Raw genomic sequence first — 19,910 nt, 5'->3', positions numbered from 1 at the left:
CGTAACACCGGGCGGCTGAACGGGCAGCAGGGCGCTGCAAAAGGCAGTGCCGCCGGCAGGGTGAACATTCCTGTGAGTCAGGCCGGGCTGGCCTGTTTACGTCCGCAGAGCGTCCTTGCGGGCATGCCGATCGGGTCGATCGGAAAGGGTCACTTTAAGCAAAACGGGAGTGGGATCCCACTTTTTTTGGCCACAAATCGCCGCTGAATTGATCCAACATGGGGGTTTTGGCAAACATCGTGCCAACAGGTATCCATATGGACAGGATTTTTCCCTGCCGACAGGGCGTCTGCCGCCATAAAAAAGAAGGCCCCCGCAGTGCGAGGGCCTTTCATCATCCATTTGTTCCCGACTGGGCTCAGCAGTAGCCGTAGCCCAGCAGACGCTGGTAGCGCTGCTCCAGCAGCTGCTCGTTGTCGAGCGGACGCAGGGCGTTGAGATCCTGCTGGATGCGGTCTTTCAGGTGCTTGGCCATCTTCTCCACGTTGCGGTGGGCGCCGCCGAGCGGCTCCTCGACGATGTTGTCGATGAGCTTGAGCTCTTTCAGACGCTGGGCCGTGATGCCCATGGCATCGGCAGCCACCGGCGCCTTGTCGGCGCTCTTCCACAGGATGGAGGCGCACCCTTCCGGCGAGATGACGGAATAGGTGGAGTACTGCAGCATGTTGACGCGATCGCCGACACCGATGGCCAGGGCGCCGCCGGAGCCGCCTTCACCGATCACGGTGCAGACCACCGGCACGGTCAGACCGGCCATCACTTTCAGGTTGCGGGCAATCGCTTCGGACTGGCCACGCTCCTCGGCACCCACGCCCGGGTAGGCGCCCGGGGTGTCGATGAAGGTGATGATCGGCATCTTGAAGCGCTCGGCCATCTCCATCAGGCGCAGGGCCTTGCGGTACCCTTCCGGGCGCGGCATACCGAAGTTGCGCTTGATCTTCTCCTTGGTCTCGCGCCCCTTCTGGTGGCCGATGACCATCACAGGCTCGCCGTCCAGACGGGCGATGCCGCCGACGATGGCCTTGTCATCGGCATAGGCGCGATCGCCGGCCAGCTCGTCGAAATCGGTGAAGATGTGCTCGATGTAGTCGAGGGTATAGGGGCGCTGTGGATGACGCGCCATCTGAGACACCTGCCAGGCGCCCAGATCGCCGAAGATCTTCTTGGTCAGCTCTTCGTTTTTCTTCTCCAGCCGACGAATATCTTCGCTCAGATCCACGGCACTGTTGTGCTCGCTCACATGGCGCAGTTCATCGATCTGTGCCTGCAACTCGGCGATCGGCTGTTCAAAATCCAGAAAAAGACTCATAGGGACTATAGATCCTCTAATCAAAAACCAATTCAACCCGCTCTCGTCCCAGCAGGACGCGCAAGTCATCTATCAGTTGATCGGTGGGCGTCACCCGCCACTCGGTGCCGAGCGTCAATCGCACCCGGGAGCCGGGGCGACGATAGTTTACCTGAACCGGACAGACTCCGGCACGGGCGGGCTCCAAAATCTCGCACAAACGCGGGAAAAAGCGATCATCGATTCGCTGTTCATCGAGAGAGATGCGGATTGCCCTGGCAAAACGCTCTCTCGCATCGTTGATATCCAGTAATTCACGGGCCGACATTTTAAGGCCACCGGAGAAGTCATCAAAGCTGACCTGTCCAGAAACCACCAAAATACGGTCTTTTTGCATCAACTCTTCATATTTTTCCAGCGCTTCACTGAACAGGGTCACATCGAGGCGACCGGAACGGTCGTCCAGGGTGAAGATCCCCATCTTGTTGCCACGCTTGGTCACCATGCTGCGCGCCGCGATCACCAGCCCCGCCGCCGTGGTCACGGTATCGCGGGAGGTGGGATGCAGATCGCACAGGCGACCCGAGGTGTAACGACGCAATTCGCCGCTGTACTGGTTGATGGGGTGACCGGTCAGGTAGAGCCCGAGGGTCTCGCGCTCCCCTTCCAGCCAGACCTTGTCGGGCCAGTGCGGCACGTTGGCGAACGCCTTCTTGACGTCGTCTATCTCCTCGGTGAGCACGCCGAACATGTCGACCTGCCCCACCGCCTGGGCCTTGGCGTGCTGCTCGGCGGCGCGCATCGCCTCCTCCAGGGTCGCCATCAGGGCGGCTCGGTGAGGGCCGAGCCGGTCCATGGCGCCGGAGAGGATAAGCTTCTCCATCACCCGCTTGTTGAGCTTCTTGATGTCGACCCGGTTGCAGAAGTCGAACAGGTCGCGGAACGGGCCATCCCGATCCCGTGCTTCCAGGATCGCATCGATGGGACCTTCCCCCACCCCCTTCACCGCGCCGATGCCGTAGACGATATGACCGTCCTCGTTGACGCTGAAGCGGTAGCGACCGGTGTTCACATCCGGCGGGATCACGGTCAGCCCCATCCGCTGGCACTCGTCCACCAGGGTCACTATCTTGTCGGTGTTGTCCATATCGGCGGTCATCACCGCCGCCATGAACTCGGCCGGGAAGTGGGTCTTGAGCCAGAGGGTCTGGTAGGAGACCAGCGCATAGGCGGCGGAGTGCGACTTGTTGAAGCCGTAGCCCGCGAACTTCTCCACCAGGTCGAAGATCTTCATCGCCAGCTCGCCGTCGACGCCGTTCTTGATGGCGCCCTCTTCAAAACCGGCCCGCTGCTTGGCCATCTCCTCGGGTTTTTTCTTGCCCATCGCCCGGCGCAGCATATCCGCGCCCCCCAGGGTGTACCCGGCCAGGGTCTGGGCGATCTGCATCACCTGTTCCTGGTAGAGGATGATGCCGTAGGTGGGCTCCAGAATGGGTTGCAGACTCTCGTGCTGCCACTTCTCGTCCGGATAGGAGATGGCTTCATTGCCGTGTTTGCGGTCGATGAAGTTGTCCACCATGCCCGACTGCAGCGGGCCCGGCCGGAACAGGGCCACCAGAGCGATCATGTCTTCGAAGCAGTCCGGCTGCAGCCGCTTGATGAGATCCTTCATGCCGCGGGATTCGAGCTGGAATACCGCGGTGGTTTCGTAGCGCTGCAGCAGGTCGAACGAGCGCTTGTCGTCGATGGGGATGGCGGCGATGTCGACCGGCGGCTTGCCCTCTTTGGCAAGGCGCGGGTTGATCATGCCAAGGGCCCAGTCGATGATGGTGAGCGTGCGCAGACCCAGGAAGTCGAACTTCACCAGGCCGGCGTACTCCACGTCGTTCTTGTCGAACTGGGTGACCGGGTGATGGCCCTCGTCATCGCAGTAGAGCGGCGCAAAGTCGGTGATCTTGGTGGGCGCGATCACCACGCCACCAGCGTGTTTGCCGGCGTTGCGCACCACCCCTTCCAGCCGGCGCGCCATGTCGATGAGATCCTTGACCTCCTCGTCCTGCTCGTAGAGCTCGGGCAACTTGGGCTCGGCCTCGAACGCCTTGGCCAGGGTCATGCCGGGATCCGGCGGAATGAGTTTCGAGATGCGATCGACGAAACCGTAGGCGTGGCCCAACACCCGGCCCACGTCTCGCACCACCGCCTTGGCCGCCATGCTGCCGAAGGTGATGATCTGGGACACAGCATCCCGGCCGTACATCTCGGAGACGTGCTCGATCACCTCGTCCCGTCGGTCCATGCAGAAGTCGACGTCGAAGTCGGGCATGGAGACCCGCTCGGGGTTCAGGAAACGTTCGAACAGCAGGTCAAATTCGAGCGGGTCGAGGTCGGTAATCTTGAGGGCGTAGGCCACCAGCGACCCCGCACCCGAACCCCGGCCCGGGCCGACCGGGATGCCGTTGTCCTTGGACCACTGGATAAACTCCATCACGATGAGGAAGTAACCCGGGAAGCCCATCTGGTTGATCACCTTCAGCTCGATGTCGAGGCGCTCGTCGTACTCGGGACGACGCTCGGCCCGCACCGCCGGATCCGGGAACAGGAACTCGAGCCGCTCCTCCAGCCCCTCTTTCGACTTGGCCACCAGGAAGTCTTCGGTGGTCATGTCGCCGGTGGGGAAGTTGGGCAGGAAGTATTCACCCAGACGCACCGTCACGTTGCAGCGCTTGGCGATCTCCACCGTGTTCTCCAGCGCCTCCGGGATGTCGGCGAACAGCTCGCACATCTCGTCCTGGCTGCGCAGGTACTGCTGCGGGCTGTAGCGGCGTGGGCGACGCTTGTCCATCAGGGTGTAGCCGTCGTGGATGGCGACCCGGATCTCGTGGGCGTCGAAGTCATCGGCGGTGAGGAACACCACCTCGTTGGTGGCCACCACCGGCAGCGCAAACTCGCTCGCGAGGTTCACCGCCATGTGGAGGTAGACCTCCTCGTCGGGGCGACCGGTACGCAGCAGCTCCAGATAGTAGGCGTCGGGGAAGTGGGTCTGATAGAAGGCGACGCACTGCTCGGTCATCTGGCGGTTGCCCTTGAGCAGGAACTTGCCTACGTCCCCCTCGCGACCGCCGGAGAGCACGATCACCCCCTTGGCGTGCTCGACCAGCCACTCCTTGTCGATGACCGGCCGCCCCTGCACATGACCGCGCTGATAGCCACGGGAGATGAGCAGGGTGATGTTCTGGTAGCCGTCGTTGTCCATGGCAAGCAGAGTGAGGCGAAACTGCTCGTCGCCGAGTTCACTGCTCTGCACCCAGAAGTCGGCCCCGACCAGGGGCTTGATCCCCTTGCCGTGGGCGGCGCCATAGAAGCGCACCAGGCCGCACATGTTCATCTGGTCGGTCAGGGCCAGCGCCGGCATGTTGTCGGCCGCCGCGGCCCCGACAATGGGGTTGATCTTCTGCAGACCATCCACCATGGAGAAGTCGGTATGCACCCGCAGGTGAATGAAACGGGGGTCAGCCATCGTCATGCCCTCTCATTACGCAAGCAGCCATCGCTTAGACAAATCAGCATGGGTTATTCCACTCCCAGTGCGCGGCGCACCGGTTTGAAACTTTGACGATATTCTGGCAACGGGCCGCGCTCGGCCAGGATGGCAAGGTGCTCCGCAGTCGGATAGCCCTTGTGGCGGGCAAAGCCGTACTCGGGATGGCGGCTGTCCAGCTCGGTCATCTCCGCATCGCGAGTCACCTTGGCGAGGATCGAGGCGGCACTGATGGCGGCCACCAGGCTGTCGCCCTTGACCACGGCGCGGGCTTCCATCGGCAGAGCCGGGCAGCGGTTGCCATCGATGAAGACCAGCTCGGGCGTGACCTTGAGCCCCGCCACGGCGCGCTGCATCGCCAGCATGGTGGCGTGCAGGATGTTGAGCTCGTCGATCTCCGCCGGGCTGGCACGGCCGATGGCGAAGGCCAGCGCCTTCTCTTTGATCTCGTCAAACAGGGCGAGCCGCTTCTTCTCGGAGAGCTTCTTGGAGTCGTTGAGCCCCTCGATCGGGTTGGCCGGGTCGAGGATGACGGCGGCGGTGACCACGTCTCCCACCAGGGGGCCACGGCCCACCTCGTCCACACCGGCAACCAGCTTGTCGTCAGGAATATCGATCATCATCTTGTAGCCTTGAATCAAAACAGGCCCCGCAGGGCCTGGCGTCGCGTTGGCGCAGCCACACTGGCCGCCCGCTCTCTACCGACCCAGCAGCTCGGCCACCGCCTCGGCGGCCTGGTGGTCGGCATTGCAGCGAATGAGCTGATGGAGCTCGGTGAAGGTGTTTACCAGCGCGCTGTTGTCGTGCTCGAAATACTTGCTCACCTCGACCACCAGGTTCTCCGGGGTGCACTCGTGCTGGATAAGTTCGGGCACCAGCATGCGGCCGGCCAACAGGTTGGGCAGGGAGACGAATTCGGTCTTCACCAGCCGCTGGGCCAGCCAGTAGCTGAAGGGCTTGAGCTTGTACCCCACCACCATCGGCTTCTTCACCAGCATGGCTTCAAGCGCCGCGGTGCCGGAGGCCAGCATCACCACGTCGGCGGCGATCATCGCCTCGCGGCCCTGCCCTTCCAGCAGCACCATGTCGAGATCCGGCGCCACGTCGGCCTTGATGGCCATGAACTGCTCGCGCCGCTTCTGGTTGACCAGCGGCACGATGAAGCCGAGATCCGGGTAGCGCACCGTCAGGTGCTTGCACGCCTCGAGAAACAGGGGGGACATGAAGCCCACTTCCGCCGTGCGGCTGCCCGGCAGCACCGCCAGCCAGCGGCGGTTGGCGTCGATGCCGAGGGTTCTGCGCACCGCGGCCTGATCCGGCACCAGCGGGATGTCGTCCGCCATGGTGTGGCCGACGAAGCGGCAAGGGGCATCAAAGCGGTCGTAGAAGGCTTTCTCGAACGGCAGGAAGGCGAGCACCATGTCGGTGGCGGCCTTGATCTTGTGAATGCGGTTCTGGCGCCAGGCCCATACCGAGGGGCTGACATAGTGAACCGTCTTGATACCGGCGCGGCGCAGTTTCAGCTCCACCCCGATATTGAAATCCGGTGCATCCACCCCGATGAAGATATCGGGCGGATTGGCGATGAAGTGGCGCAGCAGTTCGCGGCGGACCTTGAGGATGCGCGGCAGACGGCCCAGCACCTCGGTGATCCCCATGACGGAGAGCTCTTCCATCTCGAACAGGGCCTTCACGCCGAGGGCCTGCATGCGCGGCCCGGCGATCCCTTCGAACTGCGCGTCCGGGTAGCGGGCCTGCAGCTCACGTACCAGACCGGCAGCCAGAATGTCGCCGGAGACCTCTCCGGCGACGATACCGATGCGAACCGGATCAGGCACGGATGATCCCGCGCTCGTTGTCTTTGAGGAAGTCCACATAGAGCTGGACGGCCGGCTCGGCTTGCGCCATCTCGATCAGCACAGGCAGCACCTCTTCGACGGTCTTGCCGGAGCGGAAGATCTCCTTGTAGGCGCGCTTGACGGCGGAGATCGCCTCAGGCGTGTAACCGCGGCGACGCAGCCCTTCGGAGTTGACCCCGAACGGTTTGGCGTAGTTGCCGGCTGCCATCACGTAGGGCGGCACGTCCTTGTTGAGGGCGGCGCAGCCACCGACGAAGGCGTGGGAGCCGACGCGGCCGAACTGGTGGATCGCGGAGAGACCGCCGAAGATCACGAAATCGCCGATCACCACGTGGCCCGCCAGGGTCGCGTTGTTGGCGAAGATGCAGTTGTCACCGATGATGCAGTCGTGGGCAACGTGAACGTTGACCATGAACAGGTTGCCGCTGCCGATCCGGGTCAGAGACTGATCCTGGATGGTGCCGCGGTGCACGGTACAGTTCTCGCGAAAGACGTTGTTGTCGCCGATCTCGAGGAAGGTGCGCTCGCCGGCATACTTCTTGTCCTGGCAATCCTCACCGATGGAGGTGTGCTGGAAGATCTTGTTGCCACGACCAATCTTGGTCGGGCCCTTGATCACCACATGGGAGCTGACCCAGGTGTTGTCGCCGATTTCCACCTCGGCACCGATGACAGAAAAGGGGCCGATTTCAACCCCTTTACCGATGACGGCAGACTCATGGACGACGGCAGTATCGTGAATGATGGCAGTCTGGTCGATCACGTGTGTTAAACCTCGCGTTTGGCGCACATCAGCTCGGCGGTACAGACCACTTCACCGTTGACCGTGGCCACACCGGTGAACTTGGCGATACCGCGACGCTCTTTCAGGAACTCCACGTCGAGCACCAGCTGATCGCCGGGGCCAACCGGACGCTTGAAACGAGCGTTGTCGATTGAGGCAAAGTAATAGAGTTCGTTGGGGGACGGCTTGCCCACCATGGTAAACGCCAGGATACCGGTGGCCTGTGCCATGGCTTCCAGGATCAGCACACCGGGGAACACCGGCTTGGCCGGGAAGTGCCCCTGGAAGATCGGCTCGTTGAAGGAGACGTTCTTGATGGCGCGCAGGGTCTTGCGCTCATCGCTGATCTCGTAGTTTTCCACCTTGTCCACCATCAGGAACGGATAACGGTGGGGCAGCAGATCCATTATTTCCTGGATACCCAGGCTCTTCTTTTCAGTAGTCAAAACAGTACCCTATACCAATCGTGATTATTCTTGGTCCAGCTTCTTCTCAAGCTTGCTCAACCGCTTGTGCATCTCTTCGATACGCATCACCCGGGCGGCGGTCTTGCGCCACTCTTTATTGGTTTGCAGGGGGATGCCGGAAGAGTAGACACCGGGCTCGGTAATGGGTCGCATCACCATGGCCATGCCGGTAACGGTGGCCTGGTCGCAGATCTCCATATGCCCGTTAAAGACGGAGGCGCCGCCAATGATACAGTATTTGCCGACCTTGAGACTACCTGCCATCACGGTGGAGCCCGCCACGGCGGTGCCGTAGCCGATCTCGACGTTGTGGGCGATCTGGCACTGGTTGTCGATGATGACGTTGTCAGCGATGCGGGTATCTTCCAGCGCGCCGCGGTCGATGGTGGTGCAGGCACCGATCTCGACCCGGTTGCCGATGGTCACGCCGCCGAGCTGGGGGATCTTGATCCACTCGCCACGCTCGTTGGCATAACCGAAACCATCGGCGCCGATCACTGTGCCGGATTGAACCAGACAGTCGGTGCCCATGGTGACGTCGTGATAGAGGGTGACGTTGGCCCACAACCGGGAGCGGGCTCCCAGTCGGGTATTCTTGCCAACGAAACAGCCCGGACCGATGCGCACATCATCCCCCAGCACCACGCCGGATTCGATCACCGCATTGGCCCCGATGGCCACTCTCTCGCCCAGTTGCACGTCCGCCGCGATCACCGCGCTCGGATGGATATCCGTGGCCGGCTGCGGCGTGGTGTCCAGCAGTTGGGCAACCCTTGCAAAGCCCACGTAGGGGTCTTTGAGCACCAGGGCATTGGTGGGACAAAATGGCAGATCCGCTTCTGTGATGAGCACGGCGGTCGCCTTGCTCTGCTCCAGATAATGCCGGTACTTTTTATTGGACAGGAAGGTGATGTCCCCCTCCCCGGCCTTTTCCAGTGTCGCTACCTTGCGGATTTCCAGGGTTCCGTCGCCATGGACCTGGGCCCCCAGTTGCTGGGCCAGCTGTGCGAGAGTGAATGCCATCAATTAGTTGCTCTTGCTTACCTGAGAAATAACCTGGGCAGAGATGTCCAGCTTGCTGGCGGCGTACGGGGCGGCATTGCGCTCCAGCACCAGATCGTAACCATTGCTCTTGGCGATGGAGTCGATGGCAGCCTGCACCTTGGTCAGGATCTTGTTGCGCTCTTCGGACTGACGGCGACCGTTGTCCTGTTCAAACGCCTGACGCTTCTGGTTGAACTCCATCTGCAACTTGGCCAGCTTCTCCTGGCTTTGTTTTTTCTGGTCGGCGCTCATGAAGGCTTCATCCTTCTTGAACTTCTCGACCAGTTTCTGACCATCGGCTTCCAGCTTCTGCAGCTCGCGCATGCGCGGCTCGAATTCGCCTTTCAGCTTCTTGGAAACGGCTTCACGCTGGGGCAGCTTCTGGAAGACTTCGCCCATGTCGACCACGGCGATCTTGGTCTCGGCCAAGGCGGAGCCCATGCCGGCAGCCATCAGTGCAAAACTCAAACCAGCTACTTTCAACGCTTTATTCACACTTACTCCTTGTTCCCTCATGTGAGGGCTACCTGATTTACCTGATTATGCAAGTGGTACCCGGACCGACTTGTTACCTGGTGAGGCACGCAGGCTGCGCGTCCCATCATTGAATACCCCCACCATTGGGTGGGGGCAAGGTCCGTCCTTAGAAGGTACGGCCGATGTTGAATGAGAAGAACTCGGTCCGGTCGCCCTCGTACTGCTTGAGCGGACGGGCAATCGCGAACACCAGCGGGCCCATGGGAGAGAGCCACTGCAGCGACAGACCGGCCGAGGCGCGGTAGTTGGTCGGATCCGAATAGTCGGCCAGATAGTTGCAGCCGCTGAAGCAACGGTTGCGATACTGGTCATAGTCGAAGGTGGTATCCCACACCGAGCCGGCATCGATGAAGAAGCTGGTCCGCAGTTGCGGCTGATAGGTCTCGGACGCAAACGGCGTCGGCACTATCATCTCGAGGGAGGCGACCGCCAGGGCGTTGCCGCCCACCGAGCTGTCGGTGCCCTGGATGACGTCGTTGCCGCTCAGGTTGTAGTAGTAGAGCGCCTTCGGACCGACTGTGTTGCTCTTGAAGCCGCGCAGGGTGTCGAAACCACCGGCGAAGTAGTTCTCGAAGAACGGCAGTACGTGGTCATAGTTGCCGTTGCTGCCGTAGCCGTTGCCGTAGGAGGCACGCGCCTTGGCCATCAGCACCCACTTGTGATCCGCATCGAACGGGAAGTAGTGCGCGTCTTCCGCGTTGAGCTTGAAGTACTGCAGATCCATACCCGGCACTGTGACCTTGGCGTTGACCCGCTGACGATCACCGGCGGTCGGGAACTGGCCCTTGTTGAGGGTGGAACGGGTCCAGCCGGCGGTGACGTCGACGGTGTTGAACACCATGCGGTTGTCGCCATCCTTGTTCTTGCTGTACACCTTCCAGAACTCATCCACCTGCAGATAGGGGTTGGGCTGGGACAGTTTGTTGTTTTCGACCCCGAGGCTGAAGTCGAGACGGTTGTTCTCGTTGACCGGGAAACCACTGGAGAGGCGGAAGCCGATGGTGGTGTTCTCGTAGTCCACGATGTTGGCGTCGGCCGCACTGAACTGGTTGTAGTAGAGACGACCGCCCAGGCTGACCCCGTCCACGGTGAAGTAGGGATCGTTGTAGCTGAGGTCGACGCTCTTGGAGTACTTGTTGGTACTGGCGGAGATGCCGATCTTCTTGCCGGTCCCCATGAAGTTGTCCTGCTGCAGGCCCGCCTGCAGGCTCAGGCCCGACTCGGTACCGTAGCCGACACCGGCGTTGATGGAACCGGCCGGCTGCTCCTTGACCTTGAAGTCCAGATCGACCTGGTCATCGCTGCCCGGCACCCGCTTGGTGTCCACTTCGGCGCTCTCGAAGAAGCCGAGGCGGTTGAGACGGGTCTTGGACTGCTCGACGCTGTCGGAGGAGAGCCAGGTGCCCTCCATCTGACGCATCTCGCGGCGCAGCACTTCGTCCTTGGTGGTGACGTTGCCACTGAAGTTGATGTTGCGCACGTAGACGCGCGGGCCCGGCTCGATGTTGACGATGAGCTCCACTTCCTTGGTCTGGTCGTTGACCTGCGGGAAGGTGACCACTTTCGGGTAGGCGTAGCCGTAACGACCGAGGAACTTGGAGAGCACCTCTTCGGTATGGGTCACCTGGCTGGCGGAGTAGATGCTGCCGGTCTCGATGGGGATGAGCCCCTTCATCTCGCCGCCGCGATCGATCAGATCACCCTTGAGCTGGATGCCGGAGACCTTGTATTGATCCCCTTCCTTGACGTTGAGGGTGACGTAGACCCCCTTCTTGTCCGGGGTCATGGAGACCTGGGTGGACTCCTGCTGGAAGCGGATGTAGCCGCGGTCCATGTAGTAGGAGCGCAGGGTTTCGATGTCGCCGGCCAGCTTCTGTTTCTGGTAGCGCTGGTCGCCGGTGAAGTTCCACCAGGGCACGTCATCCTTGAGGGAGAGCTGGGCCAGCAACTTCTCTTCCGGGAAGACGTTGTTGCCGACGATGTTGACCTGCTGGATCTTGGCCGCTTCCCCTTCCACGAAGGTGAACTTGAGGTCGACCCGGTTGCGCGGCAGCGGGGTGACGATGGCCTTGACCTTGGCGGAGTACTTGCCCACGCCGTAGTAGAAATCTTCCAGCCCCTTCTCGAGGGAGCTCAGCACGGTGCGATCGAGGGGATCACCCACCCGGATGCCGGAGGACTCCAGGCTCTGGGTCAGTTGCTCCTCCTTGATGTCCTTGTTGCCGGAGAATTCGATGCTGGAGATGGTCGGCCGCTCCTTGACCATCACCTGCAGTACCTGGCCGTCGCGGTAGACCTTGACGTCCTCGAAGTTGCCGGAGGCATAGAGCTTCTTGATGGCGTTGGCCAGCGCGACTGAGTCGACGGAATCGCCAACCCGGATCGGCAGGTTCAACAGGGCGGCACCCAGGGTCACCCGCTGCAGACCTTCAACCTGAATATCTTGCACCACAAAAGAGGCAGGGGCCGCCTGGGCCAGGAAACTGGCACCCAGCAGGCAACTCAACACCAATGCTTTTTTAACAGCCATTTTGTTCTTATGTGTCCTTGTTGATGCTCTGGCCTCAGAGGCGAGCGAAATCATTAAACAGCGCAATACCCATCAGTAACATCAGAATGGCGGCGCCAATCCGGAAACCCACTTCCTGAATTTTTTCCGATACCGGCTTGCCGGTAACCGCCTCGATGAGGAAGTAGACCAGATGGCCACCATCCAGCACCGGCAGGGGGAACAGGTTGATGATCCCCAGGTTGACGCTGATCAGCGCCAGGAAGCCGAGGAAATAGACCAGTCCATAGTCGGCACTGCTGCCCGCCCCCTTGGCAATGGAGATGGGGCCGCTCAGGTTGTCCAGCGAAACGATGCCACCGATCAGCTTGCCGATCATGTCGAAGGTCAGGGTGGTCAGGCTCCAGGTCTTCTGGGCGCCCTGCCACAGGGCTTGCAAAGGCCCATACTGTAACAGAATCCGATACTCATCCGGTAATGGAACCAGTTGCGGCGACAGGCCGACGAAACCGACCAGCTGGCCCCGCACCTTCTTGGCATCCGGAGTAAGGGTCAGGGTCAGCTCGCTGCCCGCCCGCTCGACGGTCACCTCAAGCGGCTGCCTGGGCGACTGCTGCACCTGGTGGACAAACTGGGCCCACTCGGTGATCGCCTCATCCCCTACCCGCTTGATGCGGTCACCAGCCTGGAGGCCGGCCTTCTCGCTGGCGCTCGCGGCCACCACCGCATCGACCACCGGCAGCACCTTGCCGCCCAGCGGCACTATCCCGAGGCTCCCGATGGGAGACTCCTTGTCGGGATCAAACTTCCAGCCGGCCAGCTGCAGGGTTTTGTCCACCGCATAACTGGTGTTGGCCGCCTTGAGCTTGAGCTGGACCGAGTCATCGCCAAGGTGGCTGATGAGGGCATAGGTGACACTCTCCCAGTCACCGGTCTCCTCGCCGCCGACGCCGACGATCTCCATGCCGGGCTCCACCCCGGCCGCCGCCACGATGGAGGCGGGACGCACCTCGCCCACCACGGGTTTGACGGCGGGCACACCGATCATGAACATCAGCCAGAGCGCGAACAGGGCAAACACGAAGTTGGCCATGGGGCCGGCTGCGACGATGGCCATCCGCGCCCAGACGCTCTTGTGGTTGAAGGCGTATTGCTCGTCACCGGGCTTGAGCTCGTCGACCCGGCCGTCCAGCATCTTGACGTAACCGCCAAGGGGGATCAGGGCCAGCACGTACTCGGTGCCATCCTTGCCAAGCCGGCGCCAGATGGCCTTGCCAAAACCGATGGAGAAGCGCTCGACCTTGACGCCGCAGCGGCGGGCCACCCAGAAGTGGCCGAATTCATGTACCGCAACCAGCAGCCCGAGGGCAACGATAAAGGCACCAATGTTCCACAACACACCGCCCATCAGCCCATCACCTCGCATTCATGCATGGTCCTGTCTCCGACAATCAGGGTGAAGGCAGCACAATGCCACGAAATACTTCTCATCAGCTAAGCTCCTCAATCAAATTGTGAGCACGGGCACGGGCCGCCCCATCCAGCGCAATCAAATCGTCCAGCGAGCCGACATCCGTGCCGCCCAGGGCGAGCATGGTGGCCTCATTGACTCTGGCAATATCCATAAAACCGATCCGCTCTGCAAGGAAAGCCGCTACGGCCTCCTCGTTGGCGGCATTGAGGGCCGTGGTCGCGGCCTGACCCTGCTGACAGGCATGCATGGCAAGCTGCAGACAGGGATAGCGCTCATAGTCGGGACGGATAAAGCTGAACTCTCCGACACTGAAGAAGTCCAAAGGTTCCACACCGGACTCGACCCGAGCCGGATAGGCCAGGGCGTGGGCGATGGGGGTGCACATGTCCGGGTTGCCGAGCTGAGCCAGCACGGAGCCGTCCTTGTACTGCACCATGGAGTGGATGACCGACTGGGGATGGATCACCACCTGGATCTGCTCGGGCGCCGCGTTGAACAGCCAGCGCGCCTCGATATACTCCAGCCCCTTGTTGATCATGGTGGCGGAGTCGACCGAGATCTTGGCCCCCATGGACCAGTTGGGATGGGCGATGGCCTGGGCCGGGGTGACATGGGCCAGCTCGCCGATGTCGGTGTAGCGGAACGGGCCGCCGGAGCCGGTCAGCAGGATCTTGCTGATCCCCGCCCCCGCCAGGTCGCAAAAGCCCGGCTGGCGCTGAATGGCCTCGGGCAGGCACTGGAAAATGGCGTTGTGTTCGCTGTCGATGGGCAGCAGCTCGGCGCCGTGCTCGCGTACCGCCTCCATGAAGAAGGCACCGGACATCACCAGCGCCTCCTTGTTGGCCAGCAGGATGCGCTTGCCGGCCCGCACGGCGGCCATGGTGGGCGCGAGGCCGGCGGCACCGACGATGGCCGCCATCACGCTGTGGGCATCGGGGTGAGCGGCCACGTCACACAGGGCGGCCGGACCGGACAGCACCCGGGTGGCGCTGCCGTGGGTCTTGAGTTGACCGGCCAGCTCGGCGGCAGCCGCCTCATCCACCATGACGGCGAAACGGGGGGAAAACTCGAGGCAGTCGCGCAGCATGGCATCCACGCTGCGGGCCGCCGTCAGCGCCAGCACCTGCCAGCGCCCAGGATTGTGCCGCAGTACCTTGAGCGTACTCTGACCAATGGAGCCGGAGGCTCCCAGAATCACCAGGTTATGCATCAAAACTCCCGCTGTATGACGAATGGATGGCACCTGCGGCCTGCCGGATCATCGGGCAGTCCATCAGAACTCCTGGCTGAGCAGCAGGTAGCTGAGCAGGAACACCGGCAGGGCGGCGGTCAGGCTGTCGATACGGTCGAGAATGCCGCCGTGACCGGGCAGCAGGGTCCCTGAATCCTTGATGCCGGCCTCGCGCTTGAACATGCTCTCGGTCAGGTCACCGAGCACAGAGGCGAGCACCGCCAGCAGGGAGCAGAACAGCACTATGGCCATCTTGGCGGGCACGAAGCCCATGAACCAGGTCACCCCCACCGCCAGCAGGCTGGCGGTAAACAGGCCGCCACACATGCCTTCGATGGTTTTACCGGGGCTCACGGCCGGCGCCAGCTTGTGTTTGCCGAACGCCTTGCCGAAAAAATACGCGCCAGAATCTGCCGCCCAGACCAGTCCCATCACAAACAGCAGGATCCAGGCTCCCATCATGGGGTCGTGATAGAAGTTGTAACCACGGATGGCCACCAGGGACCAGAAGAAGGGCACCAGGGTCACCAGACCAAACAGGGATTTGAGCCAGATGGACTCCTTCCACAGCTTGGCGCTCTGGGGGTAGCGCAGCACCAGCAGCAGCCCCAGCAGCCACCAGCTGACGGCGGTCCAGAGCACGCCCATCACCAGCGGATGCAGGTGGGGAGTCCACAACTGCTCCACCGGCAGCCAAAACAGGCTGGCACCGAGCAGCAGGCAATAGACCAGCGGCAGCCACTGTTGCGGTTTGGCGGAGACAAAGCCGCTCCACTCGCGGCTGGCCAACAGAAATACCAGGGATGCCAACAGGGCAAAGAATTTCAACGGCAGAAAAAAGAGGGCTCCCAACACCAGGGGAACCAGTAGCAATGCGGTAATAATTCGTTGTTTTAGCAAAAGAAGCCTCTCTCTTGGGAGGGGGGTTAGCCGGTCTGTTGCTCGGCGATCAATTCCCGGATCTGTTCACCGGTGCAGCCAAAACGGCGCTCACGGGAGACGAAGGAGGCCACGGCCTCGCTGAACTCGGCTTCGCCGAAGTCGGGCCACAGCACCGGGGTAAAATAGAGCTCGGCATAGGCGAGCTGCCACAGCACGAAGTTGCTGATACGATGATCGCCACCGGTACGGATCAGCAGATCCACCGGCGGCAGGTCGGCCATGCACATCTCGCGACCAAGCAGGGTTTCATCAATCTGGTCGGCCGACAATTCACCTGCCGCCACAGCCGTGGCCAGCTTGCGGGCCGCCTGGGTGATGTCCCACTGGCCACCGTAATTGGCGGCGATGTTGAGGGTCAGCCCCCTGTTGTTGGCGGTCAGCGCCTCCGCCTTGGCGATTTTGGCCTGCAGCCGTTCGCTGAAGCGAGCGGTATCACCGATCACCTTGAGCCGAATGCCGTTGCTGTGCAGCTTCTGCACCTCGCGGCCCAGCACCGTCATGAACAGCTCCATCAGGGCACTGACTTCCCCTTCCGGACGGCGCCAGTTCTCGCTGGAAAACGCAAACAGGGTGAGCGCATCCAGCTTGGCACGCGCAGCAAAGGTTACCGCCTCGCGAACGGACTTCACGCCGGCCTTGTGGCCATAGACCCGCATCTTGCCACGGTTCTGGGCCCAGCGTCCGTTGCCATCCATGATGATGGCCACATGACGAGGCAAGGACGAATTGGCACAATCACCTACGGCTGCCAAAAGCGACATTCATTTCTCCCACAAAGACAAAAGCGCCGTGCAGGGGCACTACACGGCGCTCGTAATATACCTGTCAGAGGCTTAGATTTCCATTAGCTCCTTTTCCTTCACGGCCAGCGCATCGTCTACCAGCTTGATGAAGGAATCGGTCAACTTCTGGATCTCTTCCTGGGCACGACGGTCGTCGTCTTCGGAGATCTCCTTGTCTTTGAGCAGGGCCTTCAGATCGGCGTTGGCATCGCGACGAATGTTGCGAATGGCAACCCGGGCACCTTCCGCTTCGGCACGCACGATCTTGGTCAGATCACGACGGCGCTCTTCGGTCAGCGGCGGCAGCGGCACGCGCAGGGTCTGGCCGTTGCTGGACGGATTCAGGCCCAGATCGGAGGTCAGGATGGCCTTTTCCACCGCCTGGATCATGGAGCGATCGAAGATGGAGATGGAGAGGGTGCGGGCATCTTCTGCCACCACGTTGGCCAACTGTTTCAGAGGAGTGGCGGCACCGTAATACTCCACCTGGATGCCGTCGAGCAGGCTCGGGTGAGCGCGGCCGGTACGGATCTTGGACATCTGGGTCTTGAGCGACTCGACACTCTTGCCCATACGGTCCTTGGCGTCGTTTTTAATCTCGTTGATCACAGTGGTTTTCCTTTTGGCGAACGAGCCGTCTACCGGCCCGTATCTATCTTATTTGCTGGCGTCATGGACAAACGAGCCGGAGCTCACGCTTGTCTCACTTGCTGACATGGTGGATCAGGGTACCTTCCGGCTCACCCATGATCACCCGACGCAGCGCACCCGGCTTGTTCATGTTGAACACGCGGATCGGCAGATCGTGGTCGCGGGCCAGAGTAAAAGCAGCAAGATCCATCACTTTGAGTTCTTTTTCAAGAACTTCATCATAACTCAGTTCATGGTACAGCACGGCATCCGGGTTCTTGACCGGATCATCCGTGAACACGCCATCCACCTTGGTGGCCTTGAGCACGACGTCAGCTTCGATCTCGATCCCGCGCAGACAGGCCGCAGAATCGGTAGTAAAGAAGGGGTTGCCGGTACCGGCGGAGAAGATCACCACCTTGCCGGCGCGCAGCTGGCTGATGGCTTCAGCCCAGACATAGGAGTCACAGATGCCTTGCAGGGAGATGGCAGACATCAGACGGGCATTCACATAAGCACGATGCAGGGCATCACGCATGGCCAGACCGTTCATCACGGTAGCCAGCATACCCATGTGGTCGCCCACCACGCGGTTCATGCCCGCCTTGGCAAGACCGGCACCACGGAACAGGTTGCCGCCACCGATGACCAGACCGACCTGAACACCCAGCTCAACCAGTTCTTTGATCTCTTGGGCCATCCGATCCAGCACCGCCGGATCAATGCCAAAACCCTCGGATCCTTGCAGGGCTTCACCACTCAACTTCAGAAGAACACGTCTGTATGCAGGCTTGGGATTGGTACTCATGTCACTGATTCCTGGTCATATAAAGACCGCGACATAAGTCGCGGTCTGGGGAAACGGAAAAACCGGTTCGATTAGGCCTTTTGAGCGGCCGCGATTTGAGCTGCTACTTCTGCAGCGAAATCGGTCTCTTGCTTCTCGATGCCTTCGCCCACTTCGAAACGGGTGAAGGAAACAACGTCAGCGCCTTCTTTCTTCAGCAGCTCGGCAACGGTCATGGAAGGATCCTTCACGAACGGCTGACCAGTCAGGGAAACCTCACCGGTGAACTTCTTCATGCGGCCTTCAACCATCTTCTCGGCGATCTCTTTCGGCTTGCCGGAGTTGATGGCGATGTCGATCTGGATTTCGCGCTCTTTGGCAACGACGTCGGCAGACACATCTTCCGGCTTGACGAATTGCGGGCTGTTGGCAGCAACGTGCATGGCCAGATCTTTGGCCAGCTCGTCGGTACCGCCGACCAGCTTGGTGATAACACCGATACGGGAACCGTGAACGTAGGTGCCCAGGTTGTCACCTTCAACCAGCATCACGCGACGCAGGTTCATGTTCTCACCGATCTTGGCGATCAGGTTGGTGATGGTCAGCTCTACGGACTCGCCGTTGCCGAAGTCGGCGGCTTTCAGCGCGTCAACGTCAGCAATCTTCTGGGTAGCGGCGATCTCAACGATTTTCTGACCCATGGCCAGGAAGCCGGCATCCTTGGAAACGAAGTCAGTCTCGCAGTTCAGCTCGATCATGACGGCAACGTTGCCTTCGGTACGGGCGAAGATCACACCTTCAGCGGCGATACGGCCAGCTTTCTTGGCGGCTTTGGCCTGACCGGATTTGCGCATGTTTTCGATAGCCAGTTCGATATCACCGTTGGCTTCTTCCAGTGCTTTTTTGCAATCCATCATGCCAGCGGCGGTGCGCTCGCGCAGTTCTTTTACCAGGGCGGCAGAAATGTTTGCCATGTCCAGTATCCTCGGTCTTGAATTGACAAGAAACAGGGGCCACAAGGGCCCCTGCTAACCAATTACATCAGCTTGGTTAATAAGGGCTTTGCAGTCCTTATCAATTACTCAGCTTCAACGAAGCCATCTTGTTCGGCTTGAACAACGATGTCCTGAGCGCGAGCTTCCAGTACGGTGTCAGCAGCAGCATTCAGGTACAGCTGAACGGCACGGATAGCGTCGTCGTTACCCGGGATGACATAGTCAACGCCGTCCGGGTTGGAGTTGGTATCAACGATGGAAACTACCGGGATACCCAGGTTGTTGGCTTCTTTGATAGCGATGTGCTCGTGGTCGGCATCGACAACGAACAGAACGTCAGGCAGGCCGCCCATGTTCTTGATACCACCCAGGCTCTTCTCCAGCTTTTCCATTTCGCGAGTACGCATCAGCGCCTCTTTCTTGGTCAGCTTGTCGAAGGTACCGTCTTGGCTCTGGGTTTCCAGATCTTTCAGGCGCTTGATGGACTGACGAACGGTTTTCCAGTTGGTCAGCATGCCGCCCAGCCAGCGGTGGTTAACATAGAACTGGTCGCAACGCTCAGCGGCTTCTTTTACGGCTTCAGACGCGGCACGCTTGGTACCTACGAACAGTACCTTGCCCTTCTTGGCAGCTACGGAGCTGATGAAGTTCATGGCATCGTCAAACATCGGAACGGTTTTTTCCAGGTTGATGATGTGAACCTTGCTGCGGGCACCGAAGATGTAGGATTTCATTTTCGGGTTCCAGTAACGAGTCTGGTGACCGAAGTGAACGCCGGCTTGCAGCATGTCGCGCATAGAAACTTTAGCCATTTTATACCTCTGTATTGGGGTTAGGCCTCCACACATCCCATATAACCGACCCGTTAAGGCACCCCGGCATATGTGTCGATGTGTGTGTGTTGTTTAAGTAAGGGTGATGGTACGGGGAGACAAGTTCCCCATTCCGGCGCGCTTTATACCATAACTTTGGTCAGGACACCACCAGCCGCACCGCTAAAAATGGATCCCTGCCGAGCAGGTTGCGGCACCGATTTGACGCTG

Annotated in this window: 17 protein-coding genes; all 17 read right to left on the bottom strand. The window is 60.7% G+C overall.

Going from position 1 to position 19,910, the window contains the following annotated elements:
- Nucleotides 1-358: 358 nt before the first annotated feature.
- On the bottom strand, nt 359-1,309 hold the full coding sequence (gene accA / locus AB5Y98_RS02095) for an acetyl-CoA carboxylase carboxyl transferase subunit alpha (protein WP_005303428.1): 951 nt from the start codon (nt 1,307-1,309) through the stop codon (nt 359-361).
- Between the two features lie 16 nt (nt 1,310-1,325).
- Entirely contained in the window at nt 1,326-4,805 is a 3,480-nt protein-coding gene (dnaE, locus tag AB5Y98_RS02090) for a DNA polymerase III subunit alpha (RefSeq protein WP_005303432.1), read from the bottom strand.
- A gap of 53 nt (nt 4,806-4,858) precedes the next feature.
- A complete protein-coding gene (rnhB, locus tag AB5Y98_RS02085; protein WP_019839053.1) occupies nt 4,859-5,449 on the bottom strand; it encodes a ribonuclease HII in 591 nt (196 codons plus the stop codon).
- Nucleotides 5,450-5,524: 75 nt separating this feature from the next.
- Nucleotides 5,525-6,664, bottom strand: coding sequence for a lipid-A-disaccharide synthase (gene lpxB / locus AB5Y98_RS02080; RefSeq protein WP_005303436.1), 1,140 nt, complete (start codon nt 6,662-6,664; stop codon nt 5,525-5,527).
- Nucleotides 6,657-7,448, bottom strand: a complete 792-nt coding sequence (gene lpxA / locus AB5Y98_RS02075; protein WP_005303438.1) for an acyl-ACP--UDP-N-acetylglucosamine O-acyltransferase — start codon at nt 7,446-7,448, stop codon at nt 6,657-6,659. The genes lpxB and lpxA overlap by 8 nt, the downstream gene beginning before the upstream one ends.
- 5 nt (nt 7,449-7,453) lie before the next feature.
- Nucleotides 7,454-7,915 carry a 3-hydroxyacyl-ACP dehydratase FabZ gene (gene fabZ, locus AB5Y98_RS02070; RefSeq protein ID WP_010634777.1) on the bottom strand — a complete coding sequence of 154 codons (462 nt, stop codon included), beginning with the start codon at nt 7,913-7,915 and terminating at the stop codon, nt 7,454-7,456.
- 24 nt (nt 7,916-7,939) lie between these two features.
- Entirely contained in the window at nt 7,940-8,959 is a 1,020-nt protein-coding gene (gene lpxD / locus AB5Y98_RS02065) for a UDP-3-O-(3-hydroxymyristoyl)glucosamine N-acyltransferase (RefSeq protein ID WP_005303442.1), read from the bottom strand.
- 3 nt (nt 8,960-8,962) lie between these two features.
- Complete coding sequence (locus AB5Y98_RS02060; RefSeq protein ID WP_017764121.1) at nt 8,963-9,475, bottom strand: OmpH family outer membrane protein; 513 nt, start codon at nt 9,473-9,475, stop codon at nt 8,963-8,965.
- Nucleotides 9,476-9,623: 148 nt separating this feature from the next.
- Entirely contained in the window at nt 9,624-12,047 is a 2,424-nt protein-coding gene (gene bamA, locus AB5Y98_RS02055) for an outer membrane protein assembly factor BamA (protein ID WP_368231220.1), read from the bottom strand.
- A 34-nt stretch (nt 12,048-12,081) separates the two neighbouring features.
- Nucleotides 12,082-13,434, bottom strand: coding sequence for a sigma E protease regulator RseP (rseP, locus tag AB5Y98_RS02050; protein WP_017764119.1), 1,353 nt, complete (start codon nt 13,432-13,434; stop codon nt 12,082-12,084).
- Between the two features lie 82 nt (nt 13,435-13,516).
- Complete coding sequence (ispC, locus tag AB5Y98_RS02045; RefSeq protein ID WP_017779850.1) at nt 13,517-14,710, bottom strand: 1-deoxy-D-xylulose-5-phosphate reductoisomerase; 1,194 nt, start codon at nt 14,708-14,710, stop codon at nt 13,517-13,519.
- A 63-nt stretch (nt 14,711-14,773) separates the two neighbouring features.
- The gene (locus AB5Y98_RS02040) at nt 14,774-15,631 is read right to left on the bottom strand and encodes a phosphatidate cytidylyltransferase (protein WP_005303453.1); all 858 of its coding nucleotides are present in this window, start codon (nt 15,629-15,631) and stop codon (nt 14,774-14,776) included.
- Between the two features lie 26 nt (nt 15,632-15,657).
- Entirely contained in the window at nt 15,658-16,434 is a 777-nt protein-coding gene (gene uppS, locus AB5Y98_RS02035; protein WP_017779849.1) for a polyprenyl diphosphate synthase, read from the bottom strand.
- Between the two features lie 72 nt (nt 16,435-16,506).
- A complete protein-coding gene (frr, locus tag AB5Y98_RS02030; RefSeq protein ID WP_010634784.1) occupies nt 16,507-17,064 on the bottom strand; it encodes a ribosome recycling factor in 558 nt (185 codons plus the stop codon).
- 94 nt (nt 17,065-17,158) lie between these two features.
- On the bottom strand, nt 17,159-17,893 hold the full coding sequence (pyrH, locus tag AB5Y98_RS02025) for a UMP kinase (RefSeq protein WP_005303458.1): 735 nt from the start codon (nt 17,891-17,893) through the stop codon (nt 17,159-17,161).
- Nucleotides 17,894-17,964: 71 nt separating this feature from the next.
- Entirely contained in the window at nt 17,965-18,846 is an 882-nt protein-coding gene (gene tsf / locus AB5Y98_RS02020; RefSeq protein WP_005303460.1) for a translation elongation factor Ts, read from the bottom strand.
- A gap of 104 nt (nt 18,847-18,950) precedes the next feature.
- On the bottom strand, nt 18,951-19,679 hold the full coding sequence (rpsB, locus tag AB5Y98_RS02015) for a 30S ribosomal protein S2 (protein WP_005303470.1): 729 nt from the start codon (nt 19,677-19,679) through the stop codon (nt 18,951-18,953).
- Nucleotides 19,680-19,910 lie beyond the last annotated feature (231 nt).

Origin of the sequence: Aeromonas sp. s3 (genome assembly GCF_040907805.1) — a bacterium.
In the GTDB taxonomy this organism is placed as follows: domain Bacteria; phylum Pseudomonadota; class Gammaproteobacteria; order Enterobacterales; family Aeromonadaceae; genus Aeromonas; species Aeromonas dhakensis.
This window is presented reverse-complemented; position numbering and strand designations above follow the sequence as displayed.

Coding starts and splice junctions, on each gene's coding strand:
- accA (WP_005303428.1), bottom strand. CDS start 1,309: ATGAGTCTTTTTCTGGATTTTGAACAGCCGATCGCCGAGTTGCAGGCA.
- rpsB (WP_005303470.1), bottom strand. CDS start 19,679: ATGGCTAAAGTTTCTATGCGCGACATGCTGCAAGCCGGCGTTCACTTC.
- rnhB (WP_019839053.1), bottom strand. CDS start 5,449: ATGATGATCGATATTCCTGACGACAAGCTGGTTGCCGGTGTGGACGAG.
- bamA (WP_368231220.1), bottom strand. CDS start 12,047: ATGGCTGTTAAAAAAGCATTGGTGTTGAGTTGCCTGCTGGGTGCCAGT.
- tsf (WP_005303460.1), bottom strand. CDS start 18,846: ATGGCAAACATTTCTGCCGCCCTGGTAAAAGAACTGCGCGAGCGCACC.
- pyrH (WP_005303458.1), bottom strand. CDS start 17,893: ATGAGTACCAATCCCAAGCCTGCATACAGACGTGTTCTTCTGAAGTTG.
- uppS (WP_017779849.1), bottom strand. CDS start 16,434: ATGTCGCTTTTGGCAGCCGTAGGTGATTGTGCCAATTCGTCCTTGCCT.
- lpxD (WP_005303442.1), bottom strand. CDS start 8,959: ATGGCATTCACTCTCGCACAGCTGGCCCAGCAACTGGGGGCCCAGGTC.
- ispC (WP_017779850.1), bottom strand. CDS start 14,710: ATGCATAACCTGGTGATTCTGGGAGCCTCCGGCTCCATTGGTCAGAGT.
- dnaE (WP_005303432.1), bottom strand. CDS start 4,805: ATGGCTGACCCCCGTTTCATTCACCTGCGGGTGCATACCGACTTCTCC.
- rseP (WP_017764119.1), bottom strand. CDS start 13,434: ATGGGCGGTGTGTTGTGGAACATTGGTGCCTTTATCGTTGCCCTCGGG.